This window comes from Verrucosispora sp. CNZ293 (genome assembly GCF_002754655.1).
In genome coordinates this window covers 6,372,869-6,386,253 of sequence record NZ_PEFR01000001.1, presented here as the reverse complement: position 1 = coordinate 6,386,253, position 13,385 = coordinate 6,372,869, and the positions used below count along the sequence as shown (strand labels likewise).

Here is a 13,385-nt window from a genome sequence, read left to right as displayed (position 1 = left end):
CGGGTTACTTCTTGCCCTTGGCGCCGCGACGCAGCACGAGTCGGGCACCGCTCCAGTCCTTGCCGGCGTTGATCGTGGAAGTCTGCTGGAGGCCGGCGGTGGGTGCCGACTCGGCGACCTCGCTCGGCTCGACGTGGCCCTCGCGGCCGGCCTTGGGCGTCAGCAGCCACACGACCCCGTTGTCGGCCAGTGGGCCGAGGGCGTCGACGAGCAGCTCGAAGAGATCACCGTCGCCGTCCCGGTACCAGACCAGCACCGCGTCGACGACCTCGTCGGTGTCCTCCTCGACAAGATCCCCACAACGGTCGGTCAGGGCGTCCCGGAGATCGGAGTCGACGTCGTCGTCGTAGCCCATCTCCATGACGACCATCCCCGGCTCGATGCCGAACCGGTCCGCCAGGCTGCGTACCCCGTCAGCAGCCTGACCAGCGGTCGCGCTCACTGTCGCGTGCCTCCTCATCTCGTCCGAGCCGGCGTCTGCTCGACGCCGTCAGGCAAAGTCCACACAGTTGTGCCCTCCTGCGCAAGTGGCGCACCGGGTGGAACGAAATTTACCGTGCCAGCAGCGTACGGGCACCCTGGGTGATGGCCTCCTCGGACACCAGCACCTGCCGGGCAGCCGGACCCAGCGGCACGAAGGAGTCAACAGCCGCCACCCGGCGTGCCGCACCGACATATCCGGCATCCACCAGCGCGGCGATCACTCCCTCGCCCACTCCACCGGACCGACGGGTCTCGTCCACCACGAGCACCCGGCCGGTCGCGGCGGCCTCCCGGATGAGGTCGGCCACCGGCAGCGGCGCGAGCCAACGCAGGTCCACCACCCGGGTTCCGATCCCCTCGTCGGCAAGTGCCGACGCGGCCCGCAGCGACATCCGGACACCGTTGCCGAAGGTGATGATCGTGACGTCCTGGGCCGAACCGACCCCGTACACCCGGGCCCGTCCCACCGGCACGTGGCCGGCGGCCCAGGCACCCGGCTCGGCATAACCGGCAAGCCACTCACCGTCGCCGTCGGTGTAGAGGTCACGGGTGTGGTAGAGCGCGATCGGCTCCAGGAACACGCAGACGCTGCCGTCCACGGCCGCGCTCGCCAGGCAGGTCCGCAGCATCGCCGCCGCGTCGTCGGGCCGGGCCGGCACGGCGATCACCAGACCCGGTACGTCCCGCAGCACAGCCACCGAGTTGTCGTTGTGGAAGTGGCCCCCGAAGCCCTCCTGGTACGCCAGCCCGGCCACCCGCACCACCATCGGGTTGCGCCACGCGCCCTGCGAGAAGAACCGCATGGTCGCCGCCTCGCCGCGCAGCTGGTCCTCGGCGTTGTGCAGGTACGCCAGATACTGGATCTCCGGCACCGGCAGCATCCCGGCCAGGCCCGCGCCGAGACCGAGGCCGAGGATCGAGGTCTCGTCGAGCAGTGTGTCGAACACCCGGGCGGCGCCGAACCGGTCGCGCAGCCCCTTGGTCACCCCGTAGACCCCGCCCTTGACGGCGACGTCCTCGCCGAAGACCGCCATCTGCGGGTGGTTGAGCAGCCCGTCGGTGAGTGCCGCGTTGATGCTCTGCGCGAGGGTGAGCGGGCCGGCCAGTTCCGGCGGTTTGCCGCCGAACGCCTCGGCCCGCGCTCCGGCGTCCGGGCCGGCGGCGCGGGCGCCCGCGTCGGCGACCGCCAGGGCGACCCGGACCGGTCGACGCGGTGCCAGCGGGGCGATCACCTCGGCGGCATCGGCCAGCTTCGGCTCGTCGAGCACCTCCTCGGCGATCCGGCGGACCTGCCAGCCGATCTCGTCGTAGCGGTCCAGCAGCTCCGGGCCGCCGGCCAGACCCGCGTCCACCAGCCGCCGCGCGGTGGCGACCACCGGATCGCGGGCCACGTCGGCGGCGATCTCCGAGGCGGGGCGGTACGCGCTCTCGGCGTCCGCGCCAGCGTGACCCATCAGCCGGACCGTGGTCAGGTGCAGCACCGCCGGGCGTCGGTGCCGGCGTACCCAGGCTGCCGCCTCGACCGCCACCTCGTACGTGCCGACCAGGTCGGCGCCGTCGGCGGCGAAGTACCGGATGCCGGGCTTGGACCGCAGGGCCGTGGCCACCCACCCCTGCGGCGACCGGACACTGATGCCCAGCCCGTTGTCCTCGCAGACGAAGAGCACCGGGATGCGCAGGCCGGTGTGGTCGTACCAGCCGGCGGTGTTGAACGCGGCCGTGGCGCTGGCATGGTTGATCGAGGCGTCCCCGAACGAACAGACCACGATGGCGTCGGCGACCCCGGGCGCCGGTTCGGGTTCCGCGCCGGGTCGGTTCACCTCCCCTCGGGCGTCCAGCCGGCGCAGTCGCTCCAGGGCGAGGCCCATCCCGACGGCCCGGGGCAGGTGTGAGGCGATGGTGGAGGTTGTCGGAACCACCGCGAGGTCGGCCCGGCCGAACACCTTGTGCCGGCCACCGGCGATCGGTTCCTGGCTGGAGGCCACCATGCCGCGCAGCACGTCCCGAGCCGCGTCGGTGTACGCCCGGGGCACCGGCCGCTTGACCCCCGTCAGCCGAATCCCGCCGTCACCGGTGGCCGGCGCGGTCACGGTGGCCGGCGCGGTCACGGTGGCCGGTCGTGTACCGGCAAGTGGTACCGCCGCCGGCTGCTCGCCGACCACGGGCACCTCCGCCGCCGGACGGACGCCGGGTTCGACGACATCGGCACCGGCGGCGGCTCCGTCGGCCCGGTCGACGGCCGTCCCGTCGGGTTGGCCCGCACCGTCGGTCGAGTCGCGTCCCGCCGTGACCGCACTGATCGCCAACTGGTCCGACCCGACGGAGGTATCCCCTTCGGTGGTCCCCACCCGGTCCGGGACGACGGACGACCCGCTGACGGACCGGCCGACCGGCCCGGCCTCGACGGAAGGACCGGCTTCGACGGAAGGACCGGCCTCGGCGGAACGGCCGGCCTCGGCGGCGTCGGTAGCCTCGCCGGCCCGGGCAACCTGAGCGGCACGGCCGTCCGGCGGCGTGGACGGCACAGCCGGCGCGGACGATTGAGCCGACCCAACCGGCGGCGATGACGCAGCGGACGGCGGCACAGGGGACGGCGCGGACGGGTCGGCCTGGGCGGCGCGGACGCAGTAGAAGGCGCCGGAGCGGTAGTGCAGCAGGGCCGGGTCGGTGGGCCGCAGGGCCGCCGCCACCGCCGCGTTGCCCTCGTGACCGGCGGAGCCGATTGTGTAGTAGCCCTCGCCGAAGCTGCGCAGCCAGCGGCCGGCCAGGTCGAGTTGCCGGCTGGTGACCTGGGCGTCGAAGAGGTCCAGCAGTTGGGCACCGGTCAGCGCACTGCCCTCGGTCAACTGCCGCGTTGGGTCGGTACGGTGCGGCGGTGTCGCGAGGGCGGCCAGGGACTCGCGGAACCGGTCGTCGAGATCCTGCGGGGTGGTCACGTCCGACAGCATTACCGACCGGCGCACGCCTCGCACAGTCGAGGACGTTTCACGCCGGCCCGGTGGGGCCGCAGTCCTCCGGGCAGCCGCCGTCGGAGACCTTCCACACGAGGTCACGCAGCGCGGCGAGTTCCTCGTTGTTGAGCGGGGTGAGCAGCCGGGGGTCGGAGAGCACGAGATGGACCTGCTCGCGCATCCGCCGGCCGGCGTCGGTCACCACAAGCGTCTTCTGCCGTCGGTCGGTCGGCGCGACCCGGCGCTCGACCAGCCCGGCCTGCTCCAGCTTGTCGACGAGGGCCGTGACGTTGGACCTGTCACAGCGCAGTTGGTCGGCCAGCTCGCGGGCGAGAAGCGGTCGGTCCGGGTCGAGCTGGTACAGCGCACGGGCCACGGCCGGCGTCAGGCCGAGCGCGGCGATGTCGAGATCCTGATGGTGTCGCAGGGCGGAGGCGACGTGCATGATCCGGCGGACCGCGTCACCGGCCAGCCCGGTGCGGTCGGCCGGTTCCGGGCCGACCGGGGCGATGATCGGCCGTGACATGGTCACATCCTAGGCTCGCGGACCACCGTCGGCCCCGTCTGCGAGGGCGGCGGGGGCAACGGACCGTCGTCCGATCCGCCCGGCTCGATAGCTGTTCGGACAACGGCAGCGGGACTGGGCGGGTTCAGCCGCTCCTCGGACCGTTGGGACCTTCTCACCAGCGCGGCAGGCGAACCGGTGGCGCCAGCCGGAACGGCCTGGCGGATTCAGCCCGCCAGGAAGGAGAAGCGGACCTGCCGGGTCGGGTTGTCACAGTTGGTGTCGACCAGGCAGACCGACTGCCAGGTGCCCAGGGCCAGTCGCCCACCGAGCACGGGCAGCGTCGCGTACGGGGCGACGAAGGCCGGCAGCACGTGATCGCGACCGTGTCCGGGCGAGCCGTGCCGGTGCCGCCACCGCTCGTCGGTGGGCAGTACCGCGTCCAGCGCGGTGAGCAGGTCGTCGTCCGAGCCGGACCCGGTCTCGATGATGGCCACCCCGGCGGTGGCGTGGGGCACGAAGACATGCAGCAGCCCGTCGCCGGAACCGGCGACGAACTGCTCGGCCTCGGCCGTGATGTCCCGGACGGTGGGTCGGGAACCGGTCCGGATGGTGATCAGCTCACTGCGCACCCTCGCATTCTTCCGCACCCGGCCGTGGTCCGCCGCGACCGCCGTCGACCGACATAGTTACTGGTGGGTACGTGTGTCGCGCGTCGCCCTTCGGCCGGGTGGACGTGACGCCGAGTGCCGCGACGGGGCAGGATGGCGCTAGAGACCTATCCCACACACAACCGAGGGAACGCCTGTGGCTACGGAACGCAAGCGCCCGGTGATCACGGCCGGCCTGCCGAGCCAGCTTCCGGACATCGACCCCGAAGAAACCAGCGAGTGGGTCGAGTCGCTCGACGGTGTCATCGACGACCGTGGCACCAAGCGAGCCCGCTACGTCATGCTGCGGCTGCTGGAGCGCGCCCGGGAGCGTCAGGTCGGCGTGCCGTCGCTGACCACCACCGACTACATCAACACCATCCCGCCGGAGCGTGAACCGTGGTTCCCCGGCGACGAGCACGTCGAGCGCCGCATCCGGGCGTACGTGCGGTGGAACGCGGCGATGCTCGTGCACCGCGCGCAGCGGCCGGAGATCGGCGTCGGTGGCCACATCTCGACCTTCGCCAGCTCGGCGTCGCTCTACGAGGTCGGCTTCAACCACTTCTTCCGGGGCAAGGAACACCCGGGTGGCGGCGATCACATCTTCTACCAGGGGCACGCCTCGCCCGGCATGTACGCGCGGGCGTTCCTGGAGGGCCGGCTCAGCGAGAACCAGCTCGACGGTTTCCGGCAGGAGCTGTCCCACCCCGGCGGCGGTCTTCCCTCGTACCCGCACCCCCGGCTCATGCCGGACTTCTGGGAGTTCCCCACGGTCTCCATGGGTCTGGGTGGCCTGAACGCCATCTACCAGGCCCGGTTCAACAGGTACCTGCAGCACCGGGGCATCAAGGACACCTCCGACCAGCACGTCTGGGCGTTCCTGGGCGACGGCGAGATGGACGAGCCGGAGACCCTCGGCGCGATCGGGGTGGCCGCCCGCGAGGAGCTGGACAACCTCACCTTCGTGATCAACTGCAACCTGCAACGGCTGGACGGGCCGGTACGCGGCAACGGCAAGGTCATGCAGGAGCTGGAGGCGTTCTTCCGGGGCGCCGGGTGGAACGTCATAAAGGTGGTCTGGGGACGGGAGTGGGACCCACTGCTCGCCGCGGACACCGATGGCGCGCTGGTCAACCTGATGAACACCACGCCCGACGGCGACTACCAGACCTACAAGGCGGAGTCCGGGGCGTACGTGCGGGAGCACTTCTTCGGCCGTGACCCGCGCACCCGCAAGATGGTCGAGGGGCTCACCGACGACGAGATCTGGAACCTCAAGCGCGGTGGGCACGACTACCGCAAGCTGTACGCGGCCTACAAGGCGGCGACCGAGCACACCGGCCAGCCGACGGTGATCCTGGCCAAGACGATCAAGGGCTGGACGCTCGGCTCGCACTTCGAGGGCCGCAACGCCACGCACCAGATGAAGAAGCTGACGCTTGAGGACCTGAAGACCTTCCGCGACCGGCTCTACCTGGACATCCCGGACTCGGCGCTGGAGGAGAACCCTTACCTGCCGCCGTACCTGCGGCCGGACGAGAAGTCCGACGAGATGCAGTACCTGCACGAGCGGCGCAAGCAGCTCGGCGGTTACCTGCCGACCCGGCGGACCAGCGCCAAGAAGTTGGGCATCCCCGGCGCGGAGCGCTTCGCCGACGTCAAGCGCGGCTCGGGCAAGCAGAAGGTGGCCACCACGATGGCCTTCGTCCGGCTGCTCAAGGACCTGATGAAGGACAAGGAGTTCGGCAAGCGCTGGGTGCCGATCATCCCCGACGAGGCGCGCACCTTCGGCCTGGACTCCATCTTCCCGACCGCCAAGATCTACTCGCCGCACGGTCAGCGGTACACCTCTGTCGACCGGGAGCTGTTCCTGTCGTACAAGGAGTCGACAGTCGGCCAGATCCTGCACGAGGGGATCAACGAGGCCGGCTCCGTCGCCTCGTTCACCGCGGCCGGCACGTCGTACGCCACCCACGACGAGCCGATGATCCCGATGTACATCTTCTACTCGATGTTCGGGTTCCAGCGCACCGGCGACGGCTTCTGGGCTGCCGCCGACCAGATGACCCGGGGCTTCGTGCTCGGCGCCACCGCCGGACGCACCACGCTCAACGGTGAGGGACTCCAGCACGAGGACGGGCACTCCCTGCTGCTGGCCGCCACCAACCCGGCGGTCGTCGCGTACGATCCGGCGTTCGCGTTCGAGATCGCGCACATCATGGAGAACGGCCTGCACCGCATGTACGGCGAGAAGCAGGAGAACGTCTTCTACTACCTCACCGTCTACAACGAGCCGATCCACCAGCCGGCGGAGCCGGAGGGCGTGGACGTCGAGGGCATCGTCAAGGGCATCCACCGCTACTCCCCCGCCCCCTCGGTGGAGGGGGACGCTCCCCGGGCGAACCTGTTGGCCTCCGGCACCGGGATGCAGTGGGCGCTCAAGGCGCAGCAGTTGCTGGCGCAGGACTGGGGGGTGGCCGCCGACGTCTGGTCGGTGACCTCCTGGACGGAGCTGCGCCGCGACGCGGTGGAGTGCGAGCAGTACAACCTCCTGCATCCGGGCGCCGAGCAGCGGGTTCCGTACATCCAGCACAAGCTGGCCGACGCGGACGGCCCGAAGGTCGCGGTCAGCGACTGGATGCGCGCGGTGCCGGACCTGATCTCCCGGTGGGTGCCGGGTGACTGGACCTCGCTGGGCACCGACGGGTTCGGCCTGTCCGACACCCGCCACGCCCTGCGCCGGCACTTCCACGTCGACGCCGAGTCGGTGGCGGTCGCCACCCTGCGTCAGCTCGCGCTGCGCGGCACGGTACCGGCCCACGTGCCGGCCGAGGCCGCCAAGAAGTACGCCATCGACGACGTCAACGCCGCCCCGGTCGGCGAAACCGGCGGCGACAGCTGAACCTGGGACGACGTCCCCGGTCGAGGGGCCCGGCGCGGTACGACACCGCCGCCGGGCCCCTTCGCGTGCGGCGTTCGTCTCCAGCCAAGCCGCAGGTATGACTCTTCTGGTATCGACACACGTCTTTTTCGTGTAACACAGCGCATCCACAATTGCCGATAGGTGTTTCAGCTCGACCCCGGGACACCAGGCCGGCCGGTGGATCCACCCCGTCGCGCCCGTCCGCCGCCGGCCGGGACGTCACCGCCGCCTCGGCGCGCGACGGGAGGGAGCCTTCATGCGAATCGTCCGGATCGGTCTCGCCCTGGCCGTCGGCGTCCTGGTGGTGTCGATGTTCCCGGCGGGCTCGCCCTCGGTGGCGCACGACCCGGCCACCCCGGCCGGGCGCGCGTCGGCACAGGAGTTCATGGCTCAACGCGAACCCACCCAGCAGCTTGTCGCAGCCGCCGCCGCGACCTGCACCAACGGCCAGGCGGCGGGTTATCCCTGCCGCAACGTGGACCTGCTGTCGTTCATGCCGCTGTCCAGCATCGGCGGCAGCCAGGCCAACGACATCTGGGGTTGGACCGACCCGCAGACCGGCAAGGAGTACGCGCTCGTCGGACGCCGCAACGGCACCTCGTTCGTGGACGTCTCCAACCCGACCGCGCCGGTCTACCTGGGCAACCTGCCCGCGTACCAGAACCGCACCGCGATCTGGCGCGACATCAAGGTCTACCGGGACCACGCGTACGTGGTGGCGGACGTCTCCGGGCACGGCATGCAGGTGTTCGACCTGACCCGGTTGCGCGGCGTCACCGCGCAGCAGACCTGGACGGCGAACGTGCACTACAGCCAGTTCGGCAACTCACACAACATCGCCATCAACGAGCAGACCGGGTACGCGTACGCGGTCGGCACCAACACGTGCAGCGGCGGCCTGCACATGGTCGACATCCGCACCCCGAAGTCCCCGGTGTACGCCGGCTGTGTCAGCAACGACGGCTACACCCACGACACCCAGTGCGTGGTCTACCGGGGTCCGGACACCACCTACACCGGGCGGGAGATCTGCGTCAGCTCCAACGAGGACACGGTGACGGTGGTCGACGTGACCACCAAGTCGGCTCCCCGGCAGCTGTCCCGCATCGGCTACAGCGGGCGGGCGTACACCCACCAGGGCTGGTTCACCGACAACCAGCGGTACTTCCTGCTCGACGACGAGCTGGACGAGACCCGGCGCGGGGTACGGACGCAGACCTACATCTGGGACCTGGCCGACCTGGACGCGCCTCGGCACATCGGCACCTACAGCGCCCCGTCCGGGGTGCAGGCCACCGACCACAACCAGTACGTCAAGGGCAACTACAGCTACCAGGCCAACTACCGGGCCGGGTTGCGCATCCTGGACCTGCGCAACGTGGCCAGCGGGCAGGCCACCGAGGCCGGCTTCTTCGACATCTACCCGTCGAGCAACAGCGCCTCGATGAACGGGGCGTGGAGCACCTACCCGTACTACCCGAGCGGCATCGTGGTGGTCAGCGGCATCGAGCAGGGGCTGTTCGTGCTCCAGCCCCGCTTGTCATGACCACCATCGACCGTCGGGCGGCAACGTCCGCCAGCCAGGTCGAGGGGGCGTCCCAGCCGGGGCGCCCCCGCCCCGACCCGGTGCTGCCGCCACCGGCCGGCGGCACGGTGTGGCGGTACGCCGCCGCCGCGCTGGTGCTCGGCCTGACCCTCACCGTCGGGTTCTTCGCCGGGCGCGCCGGTGCCCCCGCGCCCGCTCCGGCCCGACCGGCGACCGCCGGCCCACATGCCGACCACGGCCCGGGTGGGCTGGAGGTGTCCCGCGACGGCTGGACGTTGGTCCTGGACACCCCGGAGCTGGCCGCCGGCCGGCCCGGCGAACTGGCCTTCCGGATCACCGACCCGACCGGGGCCGCGCTCACCACTTTCCAGGAGAACCACGAGCGCCGGATGCACCTGATCCTGGTCGGCCGGGACCTCTCCGGTTACCAGCACGTGCACCCGGAGATGTCGGCCGACGGCACCTGGCGGGTCACGGTCACGCCGACCTCACCCGGCCCGCTACGGGCCATCGCGGACTTCTGGCCGCAGGGGGCGCCGGCCGGCGTCACGCTCGGCGTCGACGTGCCGGTTCCCGGCCGGTACGCCGCCGGTCCGCTCGCGCCACCCGAGGAGACGATCCTGGTGGACGGCTACACGGTGACCCTCGACGGCGGGCTGCGCGCGGGCGAGTCCAACCAGGTGCTCGTCTGGCTCGGCCACGACGGGCAGCCGGTGAACGACCTGCAACGCCACCTGGGCGCGTACGGGCACCTGGTGGCGCTGCGCCAGGGTGACCTGGCGTACCTGCACGTGCATCCGGCGGCGGCCAGCCAGCCCAGCTCGGTGGTGGCGTTCGGCGTCACCGTGCCGACGGCCGGCACCTACCGGCTGTTCTTCGAGTTCCGGCACCTCGACGAGGTACGCGTCGCCGCGTTCACCGTGACCGTGTGAGCCGACGCCCGCGCCAGGGCGCGACGAGCGGTGGCGGCCCGGGTGCCTCTGGAAGGGACACCGGGGCCGCCACCTTCGCGGGTGACGCCGGGACGCGGCCCGTCAGCCGACGGCGGCCAGATCGGTCAACCGGGCCAGCGAGTCCTCCAGGTCGGCGCCGACCCGACGCAGGCCGAGCCGGAGCAGGGCGGCCTTGACCGGGCCGGCCGGCCAGCGTACGACGATGAGCCGTACGACCGTCCCGCCCTCCTGTTCGTCGGGCGTGAGCTGGACGTATATCTCGGTGCGCGCCTCCGCTCGGGCACCGGCGCCCTTGGCGCGTTCGCGCCAGCCGATAAGTGTCGGTTCCTGATAGGCGATCACCTCGGCCTCATGCGCGGCGCCGCGTCCAGCCTGGACCAGTTGCCGCCGACCGAAGCCCTCCCCCGAGAGGACCTCGGCCGCACGGACTCCGGCCAGCCAGGCCGGCAACTGCTCGGCCCGCTGCACCACGTCCCAGACCGCTTCCACCGGCGCCGCCACGTGCGCGCTGCGTTCCACGAGGATCATTTCCGTCTTCCTCCAGTGAGGACATCCCACGATATCGGCACTCTATGCGCAAAAACGGACGTATATGGACGGGTTCGTAAAAGACACGCCGAAAGGTATTGCTCTTCGCGGACCGGCAGCCTATGGCGTCCGACCGCCGCGCCCCCTAAAGTTCCGAACACATTTCGCGTTCACCGGGAGGGCGCATGCCGACCGCTCCGATGCCCGAGTTCCCCACCGGCTTCCGCTGGGGCGTCTCCACCTCCGCGTACCAGATCGAGGGCGCCACCGGCACCGACGGACGCGGACCGTCCATCTGGGACACCTTCGCCCACACCCCCGGCCGGATCATCGACGGCAGCAGCGGCGACGTGGCCTGCGACCACTACCACAGGTACGCCGAGGACGTCGCCCTGATGGCCGGCCTGGGCGTCACCGCGTACCGGTTCTCGATCTCCTGGCCCCGGGTGCTGCCCAGCGGCACCGGCCAGGTCAACCCCGCCGGGCTGGACTTCTACGAACGGCTCGTCGACGAACTGCTCACGCACGGCATCGACCCGGTCGCCACCCTCTTCCACTGGGACCTGCCGCAGCCGCTGGAGGACGCCGGCGGCTGGCTGAACCGGGACACCGCGCACCGCTTCGCCGAGTACGCCGACCTGGTCGCCGCCCGCCTCGGCGACCGGGTCCGGCTCTGGATCACCCTCAACGAACCGTTCATCCACCTGAGCCTCGGGCACGCCACAGGCGTCCACGCCCCCGGCCGGATGCTGCTCTTCGACGCCTTCCCGGTGGCCCACCACCAGTTGCTCGGCCACGGTCTCGCGGTCGCCGCGCTCCGCGCCCGCAGCACCAGCCCGGTGGCCATCGCCAACAACTACTCCCCGGTACGCGTCGCTGGTGGCAGCGGGGCCGACGTCGCCGCGGCAGCGACCTACGAGGCGCTGCACAACCGGCTCTTCACCGACCCGCTGTTCGGTCGCGGGTACCCGACCGAGCTGGGCTTCGACACCACTGCGGTGCGCGACGGCGACCTGGACGTGATCGCCGCACCGATCGACGTGCTCGGCGTCAACTACTACAACCCCACAGCGGTACGCGCGCCCGAGGAAGGCTCACCACTGCCCTTCGATCTGGTGCCACTCACCGGCTACCCGCGAACCGCCTTCGACTGGCCGGTGGATCCGGCCGGACTGCGTGAGCTGCTCGGCTGGCTGCACGACCGCTACCGGCCGACGCTGCCCCCGATCCAGATCACCGAGAGCGGGTGCGCCTACGACGACGCGCCCGACGCCGACGGGTGGGTGCCCGACCCGGACCGGATCGCCTACCTGGACGGCCACCTGCGGGCGGTACGCGCCGCGATCGACGACGGGGTGGACGTCACCGGTTACTTCGTCTGGTCACTGCTGGACAACTGGGAGTGGGCCGAGGGCTTCACCAAACGCTTCGGCCTGGTGCACGTCGACTTCGGGACCGGGCAACGCACGCCCAAGTCGTCGTACGCCTGGCTGCGCGAGGTGATCGCGACCACCCGGCGGGAACCACGGCGGTGACCACCGTCGACCCCACCCCGACCTCGCTGCCGGCCGCGCTCGCCGAACCGACGGTGCCGGTACGCCGAGGGTGGATCGCGCTGCTGTTCGCCGCCAACCTCGGCGTCTGGATGGCCTTCTTCACCCCGATCCAGGTGCTGCTGCCCCAGCAGCTCGGGCAGATCGCGCCAGCAAACAAGGAGACCATGCTGGCGGTGGTCACCGGGTTCGGCGCCCTGGCCGCGGTGATCGCCAACCCGCTGGCCGGGGCGCTGTCCGACCGGACCTGCCTGCGGATCGGCCGACGGGAGTTCGGCCGGCGGCACGTCTGGACCCTCGGTGGCGCGGTGCTCGCCGCGCTGGCCCTGGTGCTGCTTGCCCAGGCCCAGACCGTGCTCGGGGTGGCGGTCGGCTGGGTCGCCGCGCAGGTCTGCCTCAACGCGATGCTGGCCAGCCTCACCGCCGCCGTACCGGACCGGGTGCCGGTCGTCCAGCGTGGCGGCGTCTCCGGCTGGGTCGGCATTCCGCAGGCGCTGGGGTTGGTGCTCGGGGTGGTCCTGGTCACCGCCGTGTTCACCGGCACCACCGCCGGTTACCTGGCGATCGCCGGGGCCATCCTGCTGCTGGCGGTGCCGTTCGCCCTGCGGACGACTGACGACCCGCTGCCCCGCTCGCACCGGCTGACCCTCCGTGGCCTGCTCCGCTCGATGTGGGTGTCGCCGCGGCAGCACCCTGACTTCGGCTGGGCCTGGATCACCCGGTTCCTGGTCCAGCTCGGCAACGCCCTGGGCACCCTGTACCTGCTCTACTTCCTCACCGACGAGGTCCAGGTGGCCGACCCCGAGGGTGGCCTGCTGGTGCTGATCCTGCTCTACACCGCAGGGCTGATGGCCACCACTGTGGTCGCCGGCCGGCTGTCCGACAGGTCGGGCCGGCGGAAGGTTTACGTGATCACGTCCGGGATGGTGATCGCGCTGGCGGCGCTGCTGCTCGCCGTCGCGCCCACCTGGCCGATGGCGATGGCCGCCGCGCTGCTGCTCGGTGCCGGTTACGGGGTGTACCTGTCGGTGGACGCCGCCCTGATCACCCAGGTGCTGCCCAAGGCCACCGACCGGGCCAAGGACCTCGGCGTGATCAACATCGCGAACTCCGCGCCGCAGGTGCTCGGCCCGGCCATCTCCGCGCCGATCGTGGTGTACCTCGGTGGCTACCCGGCGTTGTACGCCACCACCGCGGCGGTGACCGTACTCGGCAGCGTGCTGGTGCTGAAGATCCGCTCGGTGCCGTGAGCCGCACCCCTTGGCCGATTGCGGTCGCGCGCCGCCGTAGGCT

General features: G+C 71.3%; 10 protein-coding genes. 5 read left to right on the top strand and 5 right to left on the bottom strand.

Annotation, left to right across the window (positions count from 1 at the left end; translation table 11 throughout):
• Nucleotides 1–4 precede the first annotated feature (4 nt).
• The 4 genes from CLT74_RS29155 to CLT74_RS29140 all read right to left on the bottom strand — a co-directional run bounded on the left by CLT74_RS29155 (nt 5) and on the right by CLT74_RS29140 (nt 4,571).
• Nucleotides 5–442 carry a DUF3052 domain-containing protein gene (locus tag CLT74_RS29155; RefSeq protein ID WP_099850711.1) on the bottom strand — a complete coding sequence of 146 codons (438 nt, stop codon included), beginning with the start codon at nt 440–442 and terminating at the stop codon, nt 5–7.
• A 109-nt stretch (nt 443–551) separates the two neighbouring features.
• The gene (locus CLT74_RS29150; RefSeq protein WP_099850709.1) at nt 552–3,431 is read right to left on the bottom strand and encodes a transketolase C-terminal domain-containing protein; all 2,880 of its coding nucleotides are present in this window, start codon (nt 3,429–3,431) and stop codon (nt 552–554) included.
• Nucleotides 3,432–3,468: 37 nt separating this feature from the next.
• Nucleotides 3,469–3,960, bottom strand: a complete 492-nt coding sequence (locus tag CLT74_RS29145; RefSeq protein ID WP_099853350.1) for a MarR family winged helix-turn-helix transcriptional regulator — start codon at nt 3,958–3,960, stop codon at nt 3,469–3,471.
• A gap of 206 nt (nt 3,961–4,166) precedes the next feature.
• Nucleotides 4,167–4,571, bottom strand: coding sequence for a YjbQ family protein (locus CLT74_RS29140; RefSeq protein WP_099853347.1), 405 nt, complete (start codon nt 4,569–4,571; stop codon nt 4,167–4,169).
• Between the two features lie 175 nt (nt 4,572–4,746).
• Between CLT74_RS29140 and aceE the strand changes: the two genes are divergently transcribed.
• From aceE to CLT74_RS29125, 3 genes are all read left to right on the top strand, one after another.
• Nucleotides 4,747–7,491 carry a pyruvate dehydrogenase (acetyl-transferring), homodimeric type gene (aceE, locus tag CLT74_RS29135; protein ID WP_099850707.1) on the top strand — a complete coding sequence of 915 codons (2,745 nt, stop codon included), beginning with the start codon at nt 4,747–4,749 and terminating at the stop codon, nt 7,489–7,491.
• A 277-nt stretch (nt 7,492–7,768) separates the two neighbouring features.
• Complete coding sequence (locus CLT74_RS29130; RefSeq protein ID WP_099850705.1) at nt 7,769–9,058, top strand: choice-of-anchor B family protein; 1,290 nt, start codon at nt 7,769–7,771, stop codon at nt 9,056–9,058.
• Nucleotides 9,055–9,990 carry a hypothetical protein gene (locus tag CLT74_RS29125; RefSeq protein ID WP_099850703.1) on the top strand — a complete coding sequence of 312 codons (936 nt, stop codon included), beginning with the start codon at nt 9,055–9,057 and terminating at the stop codon, nt 9,988–9,990. Before CLT74_RS29130 ends, CLT74_RS29125 begins: the two co-directional genes overlap by 4 nt.
• Before the next feature lie 102 nt (nt 9,991–10,092).
• On the opposite strand, the gene CLT74_RS29120 is transcribed toward CLT74_RS29125, so the two are convergent.
• Nucleotides 10,093–10,539 (bottom strand): SRPBCC family protein, encoded by a 447-nt coding sequence (locus tag CLT74_RS29120; protein ID WP_093401307.1) that lies wholly within the window; start codon nt 10,537–10,539, stop codon nt 10,093–10,095.
• Nucleotides 10,540–10,724: 185 nt separating this feature from the next.
• Between CLT74_RS29120 and CLT74_RS29115 the strand changes: the two genes are divergently transcribed.
• Together CLT74_RS29115 and CLT74_RS29110 are read left to right on the top strand one after the other, a co-directional pair.
• Nucleotides 10,725–12,074, top strand: coding sequence for a beta-glucosidase (locus CLT74_RS29115; protein ID WP_486582674.1), 1,350 nt, complete (start codon nt 10,725–10,727; stop codon nt 12,072–12,074).
• Nucleotides 12,071–13,342: an MFS transporter gene (locus CLT74_RS29110; protein WP_099850701.1), complete on the top strand. Its 1,272-nt coding sequence runs from the start codon at nt 12,071–12,073 to the stop codon at nt 13,340–13,342. The genes CLT74_RS29115 and CLT74_RS29110 overlap by 4 nt, the downstream gene beginning before the upstream one ends.
• Nucleotides 13,343–13,385 lie beyond the last annotated feature (43 nt).

Excerpts from the sequence above, each read along its gene's own strand:
- CLT74_RS29145 (WP_099853350.1), bottom strand. The coding sequence starts at position 3,960 with ATGTCACGGCCGATCATCGCCCCGGTCGGCCCGGAACCGGCCGACCGC.
- CLT74_RS29115 (WP_486582674.1), top strand. The coding sequence starts at position 10,725 with ATGCCGACCGCTCCGATGCCCGAGTTCCCCACCGGCTTCCGCTGGGGC.
- CLT74_RS29150 (WP_099850709.1), bottom strand. The coding sequence starts at position 3,431 with ATGCTGTCGGACGTGACCACCCCGCAGGATCTCGACGACCGGTTCCGC.
- CLT74_RS29130 (WP_099850705.1), top strand. The coding sequence starts at position 7,769 with ATGCGAATCGTCCGGATCGGTCTCGCCCTGGCCGTCGGCGTCCTGGTG.
- CLT74_RS29120 (WP_093401307.1), bottom strand. The coding sequence starts at position 10,539 with ATGATCCTCGTGGAACGCAGCGCGCACGTGGCGGCGCCGGTGGAAGCG.
- CLT74_RS29125 (WP_099850703.1), top strand. The coding sequence starts at position 9,055 with ATGACCACCATCGACCGTCGGGCGGCAACGTCCGCCAGCCAGGTCGAG.